The organism is Citrobacter sp. RHBSTW-00671 (assembly GCF_014103415.1).
Lineage (GTDB): Bacteria > Pseudomonadota > Gammaproteobacteria > Enterobacterales > Enterobacteriaceae > Citrobacter.
The window spans coordinates 4252666-4273344 of sequence record NZ_JABXPR010000001.1; the positions used below are offsets into that span (position 1 = coordinate 4252666).

The window sequence follows — 20679 nt, forward strand, 5'->3', positions numbered from 1 at the left end:
TCCTATCACTGTGTGCCAGACGTTACAGTGCGGCTTCGTCGGCTTCGCCGGTACGAATACGAATCACACGTTGCAGCTCGGCGACGAAAATTTTGCCGTCGCCAATTTTTCCGGTGTAGGCGGCCTTACTGATGACATCAATTACGCCATCCAGTTGGTCATCAGCAATTGCCACATCAATCTTCACTTTGGGTAAGAAGTTGACGCTGTATTCCGCTCCCCGGTACAACTCAGCATGACCTTTTTGTCGGCCAAACCCCTTCACTTCGGTGACGGTCAGCCCCTGAATGCCAATAGACGACAGTGCTTCACGGACGTCTTCCAGTTTGAACGGTTTGATTACCACGGTAACCAGCTTCATAGATCCCCTCCAGTCAGAATTCAGTAGTGGCTGCAGATACACGAGAGGAATATTGCAAGGGGTGTGCCAGGAATGAAAAACGCGGAATGATTCAGGTTTGCAGGGTGCTGCCGGGAGAGAAAAAGAAAAAACGCACTATAACGGTGCATAGTGCGTTACATTTTTGCACCAGATTGTTGATTGCCGGATGGCGGCGAAAACGCTTCTTCAGGCCTACGAAACCACACTGGCTGTGGGCCTGATAAACGCAGCGCCATCAGGCAATTGCCGAATCTTCGTTTACGCTAGCCGCCAGCTCTTCACCCGCCAACTGTAGCTGGTACATTTGCCAGTAGCGGCCCTGTGCGGCAAGCAGTTGCTGGTGCGTGCCGCGCTCAACGGCCTGTCCCCGGTGCAGCACCAGAATGGTATCCGCATCGACAATCGTCGATAACCGATGCGCAATCACCACCAGCGTGGTGTGCTCACGCACCGCCGCCAACGCCTGCTGAATAGCCTGTTCAGTACCGGAATCAATACTGGCCGTGGCTTCATCAAGGATCAGCACCTGCGGCGTTTCAACCAATACCCGCGCCAGCGCCAGCAGCTGTTTCTGCCCAACGGAGAGATTATTGCCCTGCTCGCCCAGTCGGGTATGAATACCGTCACTCAGCCCGCGCGCCAGCTCCGCCAGTTGCACGGTCTCCAGCGCCTGCCATACCCGCTCTTCTGAGATATCGCGGCCCAGCGTGACGTTGGCCAGGAAGGTATCCGCCATCACCACCGGATCTTGCTGCACCATCGCAACGCCCTGGCGTAACACACTGTGGCTCAATGAAGACAGCGGTCGCCCGTCCAGACGAATTTCACCCTGCGTCAACGGGTAGTACCCCATCAGCAGGCTGGCCAGCGTACTTTTGCCGCTACCGGTGTGTCCGACCAACGCCACAAAGCTGCGCGAAGGCACGGACAGACTGATGTTTTGCAGCACCAAATTGTTGTCGCGATAGGCAAATGAAACGTTATCCACCTCAATATCTCCGCTTTTGAGCGGTCGATCATCTTCACCGTAGCGCTGACGAGGCCCATCCATCAGCTCGAATACCCTCTCACCGGCGACAACCGCTTGCTGCAGCATGGATTGCTGGGTGGTCAGCTCGATCAACGGCTCGTTCAAACGCCCCAGATAGCTGATAAACGCATACAGCACCCCAACCTCAATGGACGTGCCGGAGGTAAAGCTAAACAGCATCAGCAAACCACAGAGGATTAGGGCAGAAAACAGGCTGAGTAACGGGCGCAACAAAAAGCCATCCAGTCGCAGCGTTTGCATGCGCGCCATATAGTGCGAACGGCTGGCTTCGCCCATTCGCTCACCAAAACGCGCCTGCTGGCGGAACTGCTGGATAACGCTCATACCGTTGATGACTTCGTTAAAGCCATCGTTAATATCCGCCAGATAGGCGCGAACGCGACGCACAATGGGGGTGCTATAGCGCTGATAAATCACCATCACCACCAGCACCGCCGGGAAAATAGCCATCGCCACCAGCGCCATCCGCCACTCGAGGCTGAACATCGCGACCAGCATGGCACCGATTAAGGCGGCGCTGCGCAGTACCGTCGCGACCACCGTCACGTACAGGTCGCGGATCACTTCGGTGTCATTGGTCACCCGGGAGATAAGCTGTCCGACTGGCTGGGTGTCAAACTCACTTAACGGCTGGCGCAGCGCAGCGTCCATAACATCCGTGCGTAGCTGTTGCACCACACCGACGGCCGCCTGGTTGAACAACAGCGACTGCGCGTAATGCAGGCCCGCCGCCAACAGTTGCAGACCGACATATGCCGCCACCAGCCCGGCGACCATCGCCAACGGCAGATTGTTCTTCGCTACCATGTTATCGATAAAATAGCTGATGAGCAGCGGACCACTCACCTCCGCCGCTGCCGCTACCCACAGCATGACAACCGCGATAGACAGCTGTTTTCGCCACGGCGAGCCGTACGCCAGCAGCCTTTTCAGGGTCGGCCATAATTGTCCAAAACTACGCATTAGCCGCCTCCTCATCGATAGCCGGCGCATCAGACAATGCCGCTTCCAGTTGCTGATAGCGGTACATATCACGATACCAGCCGGGTTGCTGAACCAACGCATCGTGTTCGCCACGCTGAGCAATATGTCCGTGCTGCATCACGATAATTTCATTGGCTTCTGTCAGCGCAGATAAACGGTGAGCGCTGATTATCACGGTTCTGCCTTCTCCCCACTGGCGCAGGTTATGCAGGATTTGATGTTCAGTACGACCATCCACCGCCGATAACGCATCGTCAAGAATCAGGATTTCAGCATTCAGCAGCAGCGCACGAGCAATAGAAATACGCTGTTTTTGTCCACCGGACAGCATCACGCCGCGTTCACCCACTTCGGTGTCGTAGCCCTGCGGAAGACGTAAAATATCCTCATGCACGCTGGCCAGACGTGCAACATGTTCAATTTCATCCTGTGTGGCCTGCGGGCGTCCAAGCGCTATGTTGTTGGCGACCGTATCCGAGAACAAGAAAGGTGTCTGGCTGACCACTGCCAGGCGGCTACGCCAGCTATCAAGCTGCAAGCGCGTTAACGGAATATCATGAAAACGCACATCGCCTTGAGTGATATCGAAGTGGCGCTGGAGCAGCGATAGTACGGTACTTTTCCCTGCCCCAGTTGGGCCACAAATGCCCAGCATCTGCCCAGGCTTAAGCTGGAAATTCACATTCTCCAGCACCGGATGAGCCGTTTGCGGGTAGCGAAATTCGCGAATGGCCACCGCTAACTCGCCGCGTCCTTCCGGTACGGGTTCTGTCCCATCATCCACCACGGGGGCTTCAGCCAGCATCGTGCGAATACGGCTATACGCGGCGCTGCCTCGCTCAACAATGTTAAACATCCATGCCAGTGCCAGCATCGGCCAAATCATCAGACCGAGATACATCATAAAGCTGGTAAGCTGACCGAGCGTCAGAGAGCCGTGCACCACCATCCAGCTTCCCCCGGCGATAGCCAGCAGGTTAGCCATACCAATGGCGATATAAATCGTGGGGTCAAAACGGGCGTCAATGCGGGCGACCCGCAAGTTTTTCTTGCCGGTATCTTTAGCATCTGCGGCAAATAGCGCCGACTGTCGGTCTTCCAGACCAAAAGCCTTAATCATACGGATACTGGTCAGACTTTCCTGAGTACGATCGTTAAGGCTGGAGAACGCTGCTTGCGCAACCTTAAAGCGGTTATGCAGTCGATCGCCGTAACGCTTGATCATTATCGCCATCACCGGCATTGGAAGTAGCGCGATCAGCGTCAGTTCCCAGCTGATTTGCGTAGACATCACGATCAACACCGCGCACCCCATGACCAGTGAGTCCACCAGCGTCAATACGCCTTCGCCAGCCGCAAACACCACCCGATCAACATCGTTAGTTGCACGCGCCATCAGATCGCCAGTGCGATGACGCAGATAAAATTCGGGATGCTGGCGGCTCAACTGGCGGTAATAGTCTTCGCGCAGTTCAACTGCCAGTTGGTAGGATGCGCCGAACAGCAGTACGCGCCAGACATAGCGCAACAAATAGACCACCACCGCAATCAGGGCAATCGTGCCGACCCACATCAGCAGTCGCTCGGTGGTGAAGCGCTGTGTCGTCACGCCGTCCACGATGATACCGACCACTTTTGGCGGAATAAGCTGAAGAATAGCGATGATGATAAGCAAGGCCACCGCCCCGAGGTAGCGACGCCACTCCCGGCGGAAGTACCAGCTTAATTGAGCAAATAATCGCACGCGTTATGTCCTGACAAGATTTCCGGCAATGACCACCGGGAGAGTTATTCAATAGGTAGAGCAGTCGTGTATTTAATCTGTTCCATCGCAAAACTGGAGGTAACATCAGACAGGCCCGGTACGCTATTCACCAGACGTTTATAGAAATCATCATAGCGTTTCATATCAGCAACTTGCACCCGCATCAGGTAGTCGTACTCCCCAGCCATTCGCCAGAAACCCAGTACCTCTGGCATCCCGCTCACTTCGGTGACAAAGCGGCAATACCATTCGCTGCTGTGATGCTGGGTTTTAATCAGCACAAACGCGGTTAAGCCCAGCCCCAGTTTTTCTGGATCCAGAAGAGCAACCTTGCCCAGCAGAATGCCGTCATCCTCAAGCCGCTTGAGTCGTTTCCAGCAGGGGGTGGTCGTCAGATTAACGGCATCGGCTAGCGCCTGCAAAGAAAGGGTGCAGTCTTGTTGTAGTAGGCCAAGCAGCTTACGGTCAATTTTGTCTAACATATCCACTCCACAGAGAAGAATTTTCTCCTTACATTCTATTTTAAAGGCTAAATGGCAACAATTTTTTCCGTGCTTTTCGCTATTCTGGGCACAAAATGACAAATGGATATTAATGATGAATAGCTCCTGGGTTAAAAACGCCATCAATGAAATTAATGCGGATTACCAGCGTTCTGCCGATACGCATCTTATTCGCCTGTCGCTTCCGGCGTTTCCGGGTATTCAGCTCTATTTGAAAGATGAGAGCACGCATCCAACCGGTAGCCTGAAACATCGCCTGGCACGTTCACTGTTTCTCTACGGACTGTGTAATGGCTGGATTAAAGAAGGCACCACGATTATCGAATCGTCATCCGGTTCAACGGCGGTCTCTGAGGCCTATTTCGCCCGTCTGCTTGGGCTGCCGTTTATTGCCGTTATGCCTTCCTGTACGGCAAAACGAAAAATTGAACAGATTGAATTCTATGGCGGTCGTTGCCACTTCGTGGAAAGCGCCTGTGAAATCTATGCAGCTTCTGAACAGCTGGCACATGAACTGAACGGGCATTATATGGACCAGTTCACCTACGCTGAACGCGCGACTGACTGGCGTGGTAACAACAATATTGCCGACAGTATCTTCCGCCAGATGCAGTGTGAGCCACACCCCGTGCCTCGCCATATCGTGATGAGCGCAGGAACCGGTGGTACATCCGCAACCATTGGCCGCTATATTCGCTGTCAGGGTTACGACACTCGTCTGATGGTAGTGGACCCGGAGAACTCGGTCTTTCTGCCTTACTGGCAGGATCGCGATGCGTCGTTACGCAGCCCGGTCGGCAGCAAAATTGAAGGCATTGGCCGTCCACGCGTAGAGCCTTCTTTCATTCCTGATGTGGTTGATGAAATGTTGCGCGTTCCGGATGCCGCAAGCGTGGCCACCGCGCACTGGCTGGAGACGCAGCTAGGCCGTAAAGTGGGCGCCTCAACCGGAACCAACATGTGGGGAGCGTTACAACTTGCCGCTCGGATGCGCGATGCAGGAGAAACGGGGTCGCTGGTTACGTTGCTGTGCGACAGCGGCGAACGCTATCTGGAAACCTATTACAACTCGCAATGGGTCGAGGCACACATCGGTGATTTAACGCCATCGAAAGCAGAACTTGCCCGCCTGCTGAGCACCCATTAATCGGTCAAAAAAAAGCCAGACGCTAAGGTCTGGCTTGCTGGAAGGGATCTCTCATTCGGGGGAATAAGGTAGATTTGGATTGTCCAGCCAATGCGTCAAAAAGTGTGATACCGCCTGATTGCGGCAATGCCCAATCACCGATAAATGAGGCAGCGCAGCAATCAGTTGCGGCATCGCGTTCCCCATAATCAGACCACGCCCAACCCGGCCCAACATTTCACGATCGTTCATGGCGTCGCCAAACGCCATGCAGTCAGCCATGGAATAACCCAAGTGCTCGCTTAGCACTGCCAGTGCAGAGCCTTTGTTACAGCCCAGCGGCAGCACTTCAAGGCAATCAACCGCAGAAAAACAGAGATTTGCCTGCTCGCCCAGCGCGTCATTCAACTGAATACGCAGGCGAACCAAATCGTCATGATCGCCACAGAAGCAGATTTTTGTGACCTGATGAGCAGGAATACGCTTCACATCCACTATCTGATAACGAAATCCGCTGTACACATGCGCTTGCAACAGTGACGGAATCTCTTGCCCGGTGAACCAGCCGTTGTCATTAAAAACATGCATGCTGGCCCGCGTTTCCCACCGTTGGTGCAATACGATATCGGCAACCGAGGGAGCCAGATCCTGACGATGCAATACATCACCTTCCAGCGAGTGAATACGCGTCCCGTTACCGGTGATTAAAAAGGCGTCCAGCGAGATCGAGCCCAAAATATGGCGCATCTCCAGCACATGACGACCGGTCGCAAACGTCAGCGTGATATCTCGTTCACGCAGGCGTGCCAGCGTCGAAAGGGTTTCATCACCTAAGTGGTGATTCGGCATCAAAAGGGTGCCATCCATATCAAATGCAGCCAGACGAGCCATTTCTTTCTCCACACTGTGACGCGGTTAACTTGTGATTCAGTATCCCTTGAGATATACGGAAGTAATAGTGAATAGATAATATAAATTGTTCCGGGTTTCTCTGCGCAAAAACCGTTAACGGGCATCCTGAAGGATAAAGTATCAATGCGTCTGCTTAATCGCCTGAACCAGTATCAACGCCTGTGGCAGCCTTCGAACGGAGAGCCGCAGTCGGTGACCGTCGGGGAACTGGCCGAACGTTGTTTTTGCAGCGAGCGCCACGTGCGAACCCTGCTAAAGCAAGCGCAGGATGCTGGCTGGCTGGAGTGGCACGCTCAGTCCGGACGCGGGAAACGCGGAGCATTACGTTTTTTGGTCACTCCGGACTCGCTGCGCAACACGATGATGGAGCAGGCACTGCAAAAGGGTGAGCAGCTCAGCGTACTGGAACTGGCTCAACTGGCCCCCGGGGAATTAAGAACCCTTCTGCAGCCGTTTATGGGCGGGCAATGGCAAAATGATACGCCAACCCTGCGTATCCCCTATTATCGCCAGCTCGAACCTTTGCATCCTGGATTCCTGCCCGGCCGTGCAGAGCAGCACCTTGCCGGACAGGTATTCTCTGGCCTGACACGTTTTGACAGTCACACGCAACGCCCCTGCGGCGATTTAGCCCACCACTGGAATATCTCTGCTGACGGTCTGCGCTGGGATTTCTATATTCGTTCCACCCTGTACTGGCATAACGGCGATGCGGTCAGCAGCACACAGCTACATCAACAGCTATTGAAGCTGTTAGCGCTACCCGCGCTGAATAAGCTGTTTATCAGCGTAAAACGCATTGAGGTGACGCATCCCCAGTGCCTGACCTTTATTCTGCATCGCCCCGATTTCTGGCTGGTGCATCGTCTGGCAAGCTACAGCAGTCACCTGGCGCATCCGGACCATCCGTTTGTGGGTACCGGCCCGTTCCGGTTGACGCTGTTTACCCCTGAGCTGGTGCGCATCGAGAGTCACGATCACTACCACCTAAGTCATCCGCTATTGAAAGCCATTGAATACTGGATAACCCCGCAGCTTTTCTCCCAGGACTTGGGCACCAGCTGTCGCCATCCGGTACAAATTGCGATAGGTAAACCAGAGGAGCTTCCCATGCTAAGCCAGGTGAGTAGCGGGATCAGCCTCGGTTTTTGCTATCTCACACTCAGAAAAAGTGCGCGACTGAATACACAGCAAGCCCGTCGACTGGTCAATATTATCCACCGATCTTCGCTGCTACAGACGCTGGAGGTGGATGAAAACCTCATTACCCCCAGCAATGCCCTGCTGCCAGGATGGACGATCCCACAATGGGATGCGCTGGACGAGGTGGCGTTGCCGAAAAAACTAACGCTGGCCTATCATCTGCCGGTAGAACTGCATGCAATGGCGGAACAGCTGCGCCAGGCGCTGGCCAAACTGGGTTGTGAATTAACGCTTATTTTTCATAATGCTAAAAACTGGGATGGCGATCATCCTTTAGCCGAGGCCGACCTGATGATGGGAGACAGGCTGATTGGTGAAGCCCCCGAGTATACCCTCGAACAGTGGTTGCGTTGTGATCAGCTCTGGTCACACGTTCTGAATGCCCCCGCATATACTCATCTGCAGACCACGCTGGATGCTTTGCAAATTCAGGCTGATGAGGACGATCGTCATGCGGCTTTACAGCAGGTTTTTGCAACGTTAATGCATGACGCCACGCTTACGCCGCTGTTTAATTATCACTATCGAATTAGCGCTCCACCGGGCGTAAATGGCGTACGTTTGAATCCGCGTGGCTGGTTTGAGTTCACCGAGGCCTGGCTACCGCCGCCTTCAGCGTGAAGAAGCTGGTCGGCGACGCGCCCAGGCGCTACCATAAGCGCTTTCGTTATTTGTCAGGAAAAGCCATGAAACGTGCCGTTGTTGTCTTTAGTGGAGGCCAGGACTCCACGACCTGTCTGGCGCAAGCGCTACATCAGTATGATGAAGTGCACTGCGTGACCTTTGATTATGGTCAGCGTCATCGCGCTGAAATTGACGTCGCACGTGATCTGGCCTTAAAACTCGGCGCCCGTGCGCACAAAGTTCTCGATGTGACGCTGCTCAGCGAACTGGCTGTCAGCAGCCTGACCCGCGACAATATCCCGGTCCCCGATTATGAACCGGACACAAACGGTATCCCGAATACTTTTGTGCCAGGTCGTAACATTCTGTTCTTAACGCTGGCTGCAATTTACGCTTACCAGGTACAGGCAGAGGCGGTCATTACCGGCGTTTGCGAAACCGATTTCTCGGGTTATCCGGACTGTCGTGACGAGTTTGTCAAAGCCCTGAATCATGCCGTCAGTCTGGGAATGGCAAAAGACATCCGTTTCGAAACCCCGTTGATGTGGATTGATAAAGCCGAAACCTGGGCGTTAGCCGACTACTGGGGCAAGCTAGACCTGGTGCGTGAAGAGACGCTAACCTGCTATAACGGGATCAAGGGCAATGGTTGCGGCCATTGTGCTGCCTGTAATCTGCGAGCCAATGGTCTGAACCATTATCTGGCGGATAAGCCGGCGGTGATGGCAGCCATGAAGCAGAAAACCGGGTTAAAGTAATTGTATTGCCGGATGGCGCTTTGCTTATCCGGCCTACATGTACTCAATGCCACTACTGCACCATCTGCTCCAGTTTCTCGCGTAACTCCCCTTCCAGCGGCAGCGCTTTCTGCGTTTTCAAATCAATACAGACGAAAGTAATCAACGCATCAGCCACTACCTGTCCCTCTGGCTCCAGTGTGATGGTCTGGTTTAATACGCCGCTTTTGCCATTTAGCTGTTGGACCTGACTGGTTATGGTCAGCAGATCGCTCAGCACGGCAGGACGGCGGTAGTTGATATTGATGTTAACCACCACAAACGCGATGTGGTGTGCAGTCATCCATTGAAAACTGTCACTGTTTTCCAGACCATCCCAGCGGGCTTCTTCCAGAAACTCCAGATAGCGGGCATTGTTTACGTGCTGATAGACATCAAGATGAAAACCACGAACTTTGATTTGTGTTTGCATAGCGCAGGCGCCTTACGTTGTTTTTATAGGAACAGACTTCAGGGTAAAGAGGCCACAACTGGTATGACCTCTACAGTCTGGCAAACTTTCAGCGCTCTGCAAGTTATTAAAGTGTTAAAACTGCCAGATTACGCTCAACCAGCGAACTGCCCATGCCCGGTACCTGCTTTAAGTCCTCCACCGTTTTAAACGGCCCGTACTCCTCACGATAGCTGACAATCGCTTGAGCTTTTTTCAACCCAACCCCATTCATCACTCGCGCCAAATCCTCCGCTGAGGCGCTGTTGATGCTTACCCTGGTGCCTTCATCATCGCCCGCCTTTGTCGCTGGCGTGGCTTTGCTGTGTGTACCTCCTGAGGCATCCGCTTTGGTCTGAACCGCCTGACTTTTGACGGCAGGTTCCGCTGCAAGTGCAGTTTGAGCCATACCGGCGCAGGTCAATGAAAAGGTGATAAGCAGGGCTTTAATTCCATGTTTCATACTGTTTTGCTCCTTGTTAGTTAACAGTGGAGCCACGATAGCGGGGGGATAAACGTCAGACAAATGGCAATTTTCAGAAATGGAAAAGGCCGCGAAAGCGGCCTTTGATAGATACAACTTTTTGCAATTTTTTGCGAGCAGACTCGGTTATTGCTGCTGTTCCAGCGCGTCACCGACTTTAATTTTTGCCGCTTTACGCAGGTTGCTCATCAGTGCTTCGAAGACAATCTGCGCGTTGTTCTGAGTAATCCCCTGAACCATCGCTTTTTTCTGTGCTTCTGGCATAGAGCCTGCTTTTACTTCGTCCAGCGCCAGCAATACAACGTTACCCTGCATGTCGTTCGCAACACCGTAGCTCGGCTTGTCTTTCGCAGGCAGGCTCAGGCCAAAGGCCGCCTGACTCAACGGATCCTGCCCGGTACGGCTCAGCGTTTTCGCTTCGCCAAAGCGCAGACCCGCCGCTTTCAGCGCTTCATCGCCTTTACCGGCTTTCAGATCGGCCAGCAGTTTATCCGCATCCAGTTTCGCCTGCTGCTCAGCTTTATTGTGCTTAACGAGCGCGGTAACCTGCTCTTTCACTTCCGCTAACGGCTTAACTGCTTCTGCTTTGTGTTCGCTAATTCGCAGCACAAACGCACGATCGCCGTCCACGGTGATGATGTCGGAGTTACTGCCCGGCGTACCGTTCTCGCCAATCAGACCGCCATTGAAAATGATGTCAGCAACAGGTTTGAAATTCAGTTCTTCCGGCAAGCTGTCACGGCTAAACCAGCCCGTTTCAACCGCTTTCATCCCTGCAGCCTGCTCCGCACCCGCCAGAGATTCGTTATCATTGCTGGCGGCATCGCTGACTTTCTGCTGCAACGCATAGTAGGCATCCAGCGCTTTTTCCTGCTTCACTTTCGCCGCAATGTCGTCACGCGCTTCGCTCAGCGGTTTAACCTGCGCAGGCTGTACGTCGTCAAGACGCGCCACGAGGAAGCCAACAGAAGACTTAATCACGCCTGACAGCTGGCCTTTTTCTTTCAGACCGGCATTTTTCAGCTCATCTGGGGTGGTGGAGTCTTCCAGCCAACCCATATCACCGCCGTTACGGGCGGAGATGATATCGGCAGATTTTTCTTTCGCCAGAGTCGCAAAATCACCGCCTTTGTTCAGCGCATCAAGCACCGCTTTTGCTTCATCTTCCGTTTTGGTCTGGATGATGCTGTAGCGATTACGCTGCGGCTGAGTGAACTGATCCTGATGCTGGTCATAATAAGACTGAATATCAGCATCGCTGGCGGTTTCCTGCATTGCTGCAGCGTCCAGCTTGATATAGCTCACGCGGAACTGTTCCGGCGTCATAAAGCGATTTTTATTCTGCTCGTAGTAACTGGCCACTTCTTCGTCGGTAACCGACTGCTTCGCGGCAAGAGCATTAACATCAATCGTCGCTTCACGCACGATACGTTGCTGTGCAACCAGTGCAGCCAGTTCGTCCGTTTCACCCTTCAGCATGAAGTCGGTCCCGGCAACGCCGTTGATCAACTGTTGCGTGGTGAGCTGGTTACGCAATGCCTGAGCATACTGATCTGCAGTCATTCCCATCTGATTCACAATCGCGTTGTAGCGGTTGTTATCAAATTTGCCATCAACCTGGAAAGCCGGTGTAGCGAAAATAGCCTGCTTAATCTGATCGTCGCTAATGTTGAGCTTAAGCTCACGGGAGTACTGATCCAGCAGCGCTTCGTCCACAAGACGATTCAGCACCTGCTGACGCAGCGTTTTCATATAACCTTCGTTCGCCGCCAGCTCAGAATATTGATCGCCCAGCTGTTGCTGCATGCGGTTACGTTCGCTGTTGAACGCATTCTCGAACTGCCCGCGGCTGATCTCCTGGCCATTCACTTTAGCGGCGTAGTTATTGCCCCCGCCAATCAGGTAACCACTCACGCCGGTCAAAATGAACGACACGATAATGATACCGAAAATAATCTTGAGCACGAGACTGTTAGCAGCCGTGCGTAAGCTGTCCATCATGGTGTAACCACACTCCGCTGTAGATGACTATACGCGTTATCCTTCAGGCCGCCTCCGCGTTGGTTACAACAACGGCGGCAAGGATTTTGAGTATATATGCTTCACGCAGCATAGCGTTTCCTGAACGCTGCGCACAAAGGCCTATTGTGACAAGAAACTGGGGCAATTGTCAGCCCACAACGCATAGAAAGTACCGGAATCAGAAATAAAAAAGGCACATCGGTTGATGCGCCCTTGTACTTAGTCACATCCCCAAAGGGGAAATCACTTAGTTTACCGCGTCTTTCAGTGCTTTACCTGCACGGAAGCCCGGTACTTTAGCCGCGGCGATGGTGATCTCTTTACCTGTTTGCGGGTTGCGACCAGTACGGGCAGCACGCTCTTTAACGGCAAAAGTACCAAAACCTACCAGTGCTACGTCATCACCTTCTTTCAGGGATTCGGTAACAGAAGCAATAATTGCATCTAACGCACGTCCAGCCGCAGCTTTAGAGATATCAGCCCCTGCAGCAATTTTGTCGATCAGTTGAGATTTATTCACTCTTCTCTTCCTCTTTATAATATATATCGCACCAGAATCCTTCAAAGTGCGACCGCGCAGCAGTTATATCAGGCCTGCCATGCCCTTACAACACCCGATAATGATGGCAAGCCCAATCCGTTATCTAAATTAGCTATACAAAAAAAGGCTGGCAAGCCCGAAATGGCCTGCCAGCCCTGTTTTTATTAATGCTCTTTGCGCGAGGTCACTATTTTGCTGTCACAACCTGCATTCCAGAGGGTTCATTTTGCAACGCAAGAGTCAGAACTTCCTCAATACGTTTCACCGGGTGAATATTAAGATCGGCAATGACGTTGTCCGGAATCTCTTCCAGGTCACGTTTGTTTTCGTCTGGAATTAAGACCGTCTTAATGCCACCACGGTGCGCCGCCAGCAGTTTCTCTTTCAAACCACCGATAGGCAGAACCTGACCACGCAGGGTGATCTCGCCGGTCATTGCCACATCAGCACGAACTGGGTTACCGGTCAGACATGAGACCAGCGCAGTGCACATGGCAATACCCGCACTAGGGCCATCTTTTGGCGTCGCGCCTTCAGGTACGTGAACGTGGATGTCGCGTTTTTCGTAAAAGTCCGGGTTAATACCCAGTTTTTCCGCACACGCACGCACCACGGTCAGCGCTGCCTGAATGGATTCCTGCATCACTTCGCCGAGCGATCCGGTGTAAGTCAGCTTACCTTTGCCCGGTACACAGGCGGTTTCAATGGTCAGCAGATCGCCGCCCACTTCCGTCCATGCCAGCCCCGTAACCTGACCGACGCGGTTTTCGTTATCCGCACGGCCATAGTCAAAGCGCTGCACACCCAGGTAGTCGTGCAGGTTATCGCCATTGATCTCGATGTGTTTCAGTGACTTATCGAGTAACAATTGCTTAACCGCTTTGCGGCACAGTTTGGAGATTTCACGCTCCAGACTACGCACGCCCGCTTCACGGGTGTAGTAACGAATGATGCCCACAATGGCGCTATCATCAACCGCCAGCTCGCCTTTTTTCAGCGCATTACGCTCAATCTGTTTTGGCAACAGATGACGTTTAGCAATATTCAGCTTCTCGTCTTCGGTATAGCCAGACAGACGAATCACTTCCATACGATCCAGCAACGGTGCCGGAATGTTCATGGAGTTCGAGGTCGCAACGAACATGACGTCGCTGAGGTCGTAGTCCACTTCCAGGTAGTGATCGCTGAACGCCACGTTCTGCTCTGGATCCAATACCTCAAGCAGTGCTGATGCCGGATCGCCACGCATGTCAGAAGACATTTTGTCGATCTCATCAAGCAGGAACAGCGGGTTTTTCACGCCCACTTTGGCCATTTTCTGGATCAGTTTGCCCGGCATCGAACCGATATAGGTCCGGCGGTGACCACGAATTTCAGCCTCATCACGCACGCCGCCAAGCGCCATACGGATGTATTTACGCCCTGTCGCCTTCGCGATAGACTGACCCAGAGAGGTTTTACCCACCCCCGGCGGTCCAACCAGGCACAGGATCGGTCCCTTGATTTTGTTCACACGGCTCTGGACCGCAAGATACTCAAGAATACGGTCTTTCACGCGCTCCAGACCATAATGGTCGGTATCGAGGATTTCCTGCGCCTGACGCAGGTCTTTTTTGACCTTGCTACGCGCATTCCACGGAACCTGTACCATCCAGTCGATGTAGCCACGCACGACCGTCGCTTCCGCCGACATCGGAGACATCATTTTCAGCTTCTGCAGCTCTGCTTCCGCTTTCTCTTTTGCCTCTTTCGGCATCTTCGCCGCGTCGATCTTACGTTTCAGCGCTTCGTTTTCATCCGGCGCATCGTCCATTTCGCCGAGCTCTTTCTGAATCGCTTTCATCTGCTCGTTCAGATAGTACTCACGCTGGGATTTTTCCATCTGCTTTTTCACGCGGTTGCGAATGCGTTTCTCAACCTGCAGCAGATCGATTTCGGATTCCATCATTGCCATCAGATATTCCAGACGTTCGTTAACGTCGGACATCTCCAGCACGGACTGCTTATCCGCCAGCTTCAGCGGCATATGGGCAGCGATGGTATCAGCCAGACGTGCGGGATCGTCAATGCTGTTCAGCGACGTCAGCACTTCTGGTGGGATTTTTTTGTTTAGCTTGATATAGCCTTCGAACTGGCTGATAGCGGTACGTACCAGCACTTCCTGTTCGCGCTCATCAATAGCAGGCGAATCAAGGTACTCCGCTTTCGCAGAGAAATGCTCGCCGTTGTCTGACAACGCAGAAATACGCGCGCGCTGTAACCCCTCGACCAGCACTTTTACGGTGCCGTCAGGCAGTTTCAGCATCTGCAAAATAGAGGCCACGGTCCCGACGGTGAAAAGATCGTTTACACCCGGCTCATCCGTTGACGCTTCTTTCTGTGCGACCAGCATGATTTTTTTATCATGGTCCATAGCCGCTTCAAGACAACGGATAGATTTTTCCCGCCCTACAAATAAGGGTATGACCATGTGCGGATAAACCACCACATCGCGCAACGGCAATACGGGGATTTCAATGCGTTCAGAACGCTCAGGATTCATAGAGCTCTCTCTTAGTTTAGTTTCCGCCAGGTAATCAGGTGGTACGACTGTGCTTCACACCACCTTTAACATGTATGTCAGTATATGGGGATGTTTCCCACACATTCAACGCCATGTTTACGGAAAAATAAAAGGGGAGATAAAATCCCCCCTTTTTGGTTAAACGTCTGTATGAATTGATGAATTATTCGCCAGATGCCTGCTGTGCTTCCGGCTTACCGTAAATCAGCAACGGCTTGCTCTGACCGCCAATCACAGACTCGTCGATCACCACTTTTTCAACGTCTTCCATAGAAGGAAGATCGTACATGGTGTCGAGTAGCGCGGCTTCGACGATAGAACGCAGACCACGCGCACCGGTTTTACGAATCATCGCTTTCCTGGCGATAGCATCCAGCGCTTCCTCGCGGAATTCCAGATCCACACCTTCAAGATTGAACAGCGCCTGATACTGCTTAGTCAGGGCGTTTTTCGGTTCTTTCAGGATTTGGATCAGCGCTTCTTCGCTCAGTTCGCTCAGCGTTGCCACAACAGGCAGACGACCGATGAACTCAGGAATCAGACCAAATTTGATCAGATCTTCCGGTTCAACCTGCGACAGCAGTTCACCTTCGCTGGCCTTATCGGACTGGGCTTTTACCGTCGCGCCAAAACCAATGCCGGAGCCGGTTTCAACACGATTAGCAATCACCTTATCCAGACCGGCAAATGCACCACCACAGATAAACAGAATCTTGGAGGTATCAACCTGCAAGAACTCCTGCTGCGGATGTTTGCGTCCACCCTGTGGCGGAACGGCGGCAACCGTACCTTCGATCAGTTTCAACAGCGCCTGCTGTACGCCTTCACCGGAAACGTCACGCGTAATAGACGGATTGTCTGATTTACGCGAAATCTTGTCGATCTCGTCGATATAGACAATACCGCGCTGCGCTTTCTGCACGTCGTAATCGCACTTCTGCAGCAGCTTCTGAATAATATTTTCAACATCTTCACCCACATAACCGGCTTCGGTCAGGGTGGTGGCATCGGCCATGGTGAACGGAACGTCCAGCAGACGTGCCAGCGTTTCAGCCAACAGCGTTTTACCAGAACCCGTCGGGCCAATCAGCAGGATGTTACTTTTGCCCAACTCGACGCCATTGCTGGTGTCGCCGTTGCGCAGACGTTTGTAATGGTTGTATACCGCGACCGCCAGCACTTTCTTCGCCTGTTCCTGACCAATAACGTAATCGTCCAGGTGGTTGCGAATTTCATGTGGCGTCGGCAGCGCACTGCGTTCACGGTGCGGTGCTACTTCCTTAATCTCTTCGCGAATGATGTCGTTACATAAATCAACACATTCGTCGCAGATATACACGGATGGTCCGGCAATCAGCTTACGCACTTCATGCTGGCTTTTGCCGCAAAAAGAGCAGTACAACAATTTGCCCGAGCCATCTTTGCGTTTATCTGTCATGGGTCAAAACCTCTTCTTTGTTCTTTGTGCCGCACACGACGACGCAAATGCCATTCTCAGGCGCAAGACGCTAGTCAGCGTTGTGCCGCTCCAGGTAATTATAGCGGCACACCTGCGCCCTGGGCATTAATTACGATGGGTCAAAATCGAGTCGACCAGACCGTACTCCACCGCTTCAGAAGCGGAGAGGAAGCGATCGCGCTCGGTATCACGTTCAATCTGCTCAAGAGATTGACCCGTATGATGCGCCATAAGTTCGTTCATGCGCCCTTTTACCTTCAGGATTTCACGGGCATGAATTTCAATATCCGTTGCCTGGCCCTGGTAACCGCCCAGAGGCTGGTGGATCATGACGCGAGAGTTAGGCAGGCAAAAACGTTTACCTTTCGCCCCGGCCGTCAGCAGGAACGCGCCCATTGAGGCCGCCTGGCCCATACAAATGGTGCTAACGTCCGGCTTAATAAACTGCATTGTGTCATAGATAGACATCCCTGCAGTAATCACGCCACCAGGGGAGTTAATATACAGGTAGATATCTTTTTCCGGGTTTTCTGCTTCCAGGAACAGCATCTGCGCCACAATCAGGTTAGCCATATGGTCTTCGACCTGGCCGGTCAGAAAAATGACGCGTTCCTTAAGTAGACGAGAATAGATATCAAAAGAGCGCTCACCACGCGAGGTCTGTTCAATGACCATCGGCACCAGCGCCATATGGGGTGCAAAGTTATCTCGTTCGCCGCTGTATGACATTTCCGTCTCCTGGATAAAATTTGAAAAAACCTGCTGTGCTGATTGTAACCTTATGGACGGATTATCAGCTAGTCCCTCTGTAATGGGTACGACATCGCCATAATTCAAGCATAACAATCTTTTGTTGTAACGCTAACACTGAAACGCTGTTTTCGCACCCTTCCCATGCAAAATGCGTGACAAAAAAAACCCGCCACCAGAAGGTGACGGGTTTATGTGCGAATTTCGTGCTATAAAAGCGACGAATTACGCCTGCTGGTTCATCAGTTCGTTGAAAGTAGTGGCTTTTTCAGTCACTTTCGCTTTCGCCAGAACCGCTTCAACAGCCTGCTCTTCCAGAGCGACGTTACGCATGTTGTCCATCAGCTCTTTGTTTTTGCTGTAGAACTCAACAACTTCTTTCGGATCTTCGTAAGCAGAAGCCATCTCTTCGATCAGGCCTTTCACGCGATCTTCGTCAGCTTTCAGTTCGTTGGTACGAATCACTTCGCCCAGCAGCAGACCAACAACTACGCGACGCTTAGCCTGTTCTTCGAACAGTTCACGCGGCAGTTCCAGAGCTTGCTTCTCGTTGCCACCGAAACGCTGTGCAGCCTGACGACGCAGAACGTCGATTTCGCTGTCGATCAGTGCAGCAGGAACGTCGATGTCGTTGGCTTTAACCAGACCTTCGATCGCCTGAGACTTAACGCGGTTACGTACAGCGCCTTTCAGCTCACGTTCCATGTTTTTACGCACTTCAGCGCGCAGACCTGCTACGGAACCATCTTCAACGCCGAAACGTTTGATGAATTCTTCGGTCAGTTCCGGCAGTTCACGTTCTTCAACTTTCTTCAAGTTGATAACGAATTTAGCAGCTTTACCTTTCAGGTTTTCAGCGTGGTACTCTTCCGGGAAGGTCACGTCGATGGTGAATTCTTCGCCTGCTTTGTGGCCTTTAACGCCTTCTTCAAAGCCCGGGATCATACGACCCTGGCCCATCGCCAGTACGAAGTCAGACGCTTTGCCGCCTTCAAACTCTTCGCCGTCTACGGAACCGGTGAAGTCGATGGTTACACGGTCTTCTGCATCAGCAGCGCCGTCTTTGTCTTTCCAGGTAGCCTGCTGCTTACGCAGGGTATCCAGCATAACGTCAACGTCAGCGTCGGTAACTTCAACAACCGGTTTTTCAACTTCGATTGCGTCCAGGCCGGTCAGCTCAACTTCCGGGTAAACTTCGAACTCTACCGCGTAAGTGAAATCTTCACCCAGTTTGTATTCGCCCGGAACGTAGTTCGGTGCGCCAGCCGGATTAATTTTTTCTTTGATGATGGCATCAACGAAGTTACGGCTCATCAGGTCACCCAGAACGTCCTGGCGAACAGAAGCGCCATAACGCTGAGCAACGACATTCATCGGTACTTTTCCTTTGCGGAAACCGTCAATACGCACTTTCTTCGCTACGTTGACCAGCTCGCTTTTCACAGCGGTCTCGATGCTGTCAGCAGCGATAGTAATCGTTACACGGCGGCCAAGGCCTTGAGTGGTTTCAACTGAAACTTGCATCTTGTTACCTCAAAAAATCACAGTGCTCGGTCAACTCTTCTCCGCAAGCACAGGTTGTTGGCTTCGCGGAACTGGGATGTTCTCATAATCAATCACATTCCCTGTCGTCAGAATCATCCCGAAGACATTCCGAAAAATAAGACGCGCATTATAGCGGCATCACTTTTATGAGTCGAGAACGGTTATTGCGCGTTGCTGCGGCTTTTTTCACAATTCCCGGCTAATTTTTGTCTGAATACTGGACGACCTACTCAGAATTCAGACAAAACAAAACGGCCCGCAGGCCGTTTTCACATAATCTGTAGCAACATACTGGAAAAGCGCCGGTTGTTGCAAATCCGTTTTTTAGGCGATGCTTCCCGCCCCACGACACGGGGGTGATGCAAAAATGGTGTCCTGCAACGCTTCCCACTCCTTAATGGTGTAGGTATGCAGGGCCAGAGCATGTACGGTTGTGGAAAGCTCCGCCGTTAACGTGCTGTAAATCATCCGATGACGATTAAGAAAACGTTCACCTGTAAAGCGATCGCTGACCAGCACAACCTTAAAGTGGCTTTCAGAACCTGCCGGGACATTGTGACGATAGCTTTCATCCACAACTTCGAGGAACACGGGTTGGAACGCTGCCCTTAATTTTTCTTCTATTTGCTCACGAATCATCATGAAATTTTTCCTCCGACAACGCTGAGATGTCACCCATCCCTTTAAATACTAGCCGCTTTTACCGTTTTCATTACACCTTAGCAACAAAAAATTAGCGCTTGTCTGATTTTCTCACCCAAACGAATGAAGTTCACTGATTCTTGTGTTCGCGTCATTGCAAAAAGGCCATTTATGGTCTCTACAACATCATCAAACGGACAACATGATGAATTTACATGCGTTACCCACTTCCCCTCATCGTTGGCGATGTTATGATGGCGGGAATTTTCTCTAACCATACAATTTAGATTCGCTGAGAGCCCTGGCATGTTTAAAAAAATCCTCTTCCCTTTAGTCGCGCTGTTTATGTTGGCTGGCTGCGCAACTCCGCCCACTACCATCAACGTATCGCCGAAAATTACCCTGCCACAGCAGGATCCGAGTCTGATGGGAGTAACTGTCAGCATCAACGGCGCTGACCAGCGTCAGGATCAGGCGCTGGCAAAAGTGACCCGCGACAATCAACTGGTTACGCTGACTGCGTCTCGCGATCTGCGCTTCCTGCTGCAAGAAGTGCTGGAAAAACAGATGACTGCACGCGGTTATATGGTGGGTCCAAACGGTGCAGTTAACCTGCAAATCATCGTAAGCCAGCTGTACGCTGATGTGTCTCAAGGTAGCGTGCGCTATAACATCGCCACCAAAGCAGACATCGCCATTATTGCAACGGCGGCCAACGGCAACAAGATGACCAAAAACTACCGTGCAAGCTACTCTGTTGAAGGCGCATTCCAGGCCTCTAACAAAAATATTGCTGATGCCGTTAACAGCGTCTTAACCGACACCATCGCTGATATGTCCCAGGACACCAGCGTTCACGATTTCATCAAGCAAAACGCTCGCTAATTTAAGCCCCC

18 protein-coding genes are annotated in these 20679 nt (G+C 52.3%); 4 read left to right on the forward strand and 14 right to left on the reverse strand.

What is annotated here, in order from left to right:
* Positions 1-22: 22 nt before the first annotated feature.
* The 4 genes from glnK to decR all read right to left on the reverse strand — a co-directional run bounded on the left by glnK (position 23) and on the right by decR (position 4664).
* The gene (glnK, locus tag HV261_RS20470) at positions 23-361 is read right to left on the reverse strand and encodes a P-II family nitrogen regulator (protein WP_003021657.1); all 339 of its coding nucleotides are present in this window, start codon (positions 359-361) and stop codon (positions 23-25) included.
* Positions 362-617: 256 nt separating this feature from the next.
* The gene (locus HV261_RS20475; protein ID WP_202039294.1) at positions 618-2396 is read right to left on the reverse strand and encodes a SmdB family multidrug efflux ABC transporter permease/ATP-binding protein; all 1779 of its coding nucleotides are present in this window, start codon (positions 2394-2396) and stop codon (positions 618-620) included.
* Positions 2389-4161 (reverse strand): SmdA family multidrug ABC transporter permease/ATP-binding protein, encoded by a 1773-nt coding sequence (locus tag HV261_RS20480; protein ID WP_202039295.1) that lies wholly within the window; start codon positions 4159-4161, stop codon positions 2389-2391. Before HV261_RS20480 ends, HV261_RS20475 begins: the two co-directional genes overlap by 8 nt.
* Positions 4162-4205: 44 nt before the next feature.
* Positions 4206-4664, reverse strand: coding sequence for a DNA-binding transcriptional regulator DecR (decR, locus tag HV261_RS20485; protein WP_170974431.1), 459 nt, complete (start codon positions 4662-4664; stop codon positions 4206-4208).
* A gap of 112 nt (positions 4665-4776) precedes the next feature.
* Between decR and HV261_RS20490 the strand changes: the two genes are divergently transcribed.
* Positions 4777-5832 (forward strand): PLP-dependent cysteine synthase family protein, encoded by a 1056-nt coding sequence (locus HV261_RS20490; RefSeq protein ID WP_202039296.1) that lies wholly within the window; start codon positions 4777-4779, stop codon positions 5830-5832.
* Between the two features lie 51 nt (positions 5833-5883).
* On the opposite strand, the gene cof is transcribed toward HV261_RS20490, so the two are convergent.
* Positions 5884-6702, reverse strand: coding sequence for an HMP-PP phosphatase (cof, locus tag HV261_RS20495; protein ID WP_202039297.1), 819 nt, complete (start codon positions 6700-6702; stop codon positions 5884-5886).
* 144 nt (positions 6703-6846) lie between these two features.
* On the opposite strand from cof, the gene HV261_RS20500 reads away from it, so the two are divergent.
* Complete coding sequence (locus tag HV261_RS20500; protein ID WP_202039298.1) at positions 6847-8547, forward strand: SgrR family transcriptional regulator; 1701 nt, start codon at positions 6847-6849, stop codon at positions 8545-8547.
* Positions 8548-8612: 65 nt separating this feature from the next.
* Positions 8613-9308 carry a 7-cyano-7-deazaguanine synthase QueC gene (gene queC / locus HV261_RS20505; protein ID WP_137384626.1) on the forward strand — a complete coding sequence of 232 codons (696 nt, stop codon included), beginning with the start codon at positions 8613-8615 and terminating at the stop codon, positions 9306-9308.
* Positions 9309-9360: 52 nt separating this feature from the next.
* Here the strand turns inward: queC and HV261_RS20510 are convergent, their stop codons facing one another.
* From HV261_RS20510 to bolA, 9 genes are all read right to left on the reverse strand, one after another.
* A complete protein-coding gene (locus tag HV261_RS20510; protein WP_005125170.1) occupies positions 9361-9759 on the reverse strand; it encodes a YbgC/FadM family acyl-CoA thioesterase in 399 nt (132 codons plus the stop codon).
* A gap of 106 nt (positions 9760-9865) precedes the next feature.
* Positions 9866-10240, reverse strand: a complete 375-nt coding sequence (locus HV261_RS20515; protein WP_202039299.1) for a helix-hairpin-helix domain-containing protein — start codon at positions 10238-10240, stop codon at positions 9866-9868.
* 147 nt (positions 10241-10387) lie between these two features.
* Positions 10388-12262 (reverse strand): peptidylprolyl isomerase, encoded by a 1875-nt coding sequence (gene ppiD / locus HV261_RS20520; protein ID WP_137384628.1) that lies wholly within the window; start codon positions 12260-12262, stop codon positions 10388-10390.
* Positions 12263-12530: 268 nt separating this feature from the next.
* Positions 12531-12821, reverse strand: coding sequence for a nucleoid-associated protein HU-beta (gene hupB / locus HV261_RS20525; RefSeq protein ID WP_219352570.1), 291 nt, complete (start codon positions 12819-12821; stop codon positions 12531-12533).
* Between the two features lie 190 nt (positions 12822-13011).
* Complete coding sequence (lon, locus tag HV261_RS20530; protein ID WP_202039300.1) at positions 13012-15366, reverse strand: endopeptidase La; 2355 nt, start codon at positions 15364-15366, stop codon at positions 13012-13014.
* Positions 15367-15550: 184 nt separating this feature from the next.
* The gene (gene clpX, locus HV261_RS20535; protein WP_040232704.1) at positions 15551-16825 is read right to left on the reverse strand and encodes an ATP-dependent protease ATP-binding subunit ClpX; all 1275 of its coding nucleotides are present in this window, start codon (positions 16823-16825) and stop codon (positions 15551-15553) included.
* Between the two features lie 126 nt (positions 16826-16951).
* Positions 16952-17575, reverse strand: a complete 624-nt coding sequence (gene clpP, locus HV261_RS20540; protein ID WP_003021624.1) for an ATP-dependent Clp endopeptidase proteolytic subunit ClpP — start codon at positions 17573-17575, stop codon at positions 16952-16954.
* A 246-nt stretch (positions 17576-17821) separates the two neighbouring features.
* Positions 17822-19120: a trigger factor gene (tig, locus tag HV261_RS20545; RefSeq protein WP_137384629.1), complete on the reverse strand. Its 1299-nt coding sequence runs from the start codon at positions 19118-19120 to the stop codon at positions 17822-17824.
* A 345-nt stretch (positions 19121-19465) separates the two neighbouring features.
* Positions 19466-19783: a transcriptional regulator BolA gene (gene bolA / locus HV261_RS20550; protein WP_040232707.1), complete on the reverse strand. Its 318-nt coding sequence runs from the start codon at positions 19781-19783 to the stop codon at positions 19466-19468.
* Positions 19784-20089: 306 nt separating this feature from the next.
* On the opposite strand from bolA, the gene HV261_RS20555 reads away from it, so the two are divergent.
* The gene (locus HV261_RS20555) at positions 20090-20668 is read left to right on the forward strand and encodes a lipoprotein (protein WP_005125164.1); all 579 of its coding nucleotides are present in this window, start codon (positions 20090-20092) and stop codon (positions 20666-20668) included.
* Positions 20669-20679: the final 11 nt, after the last annotated feature.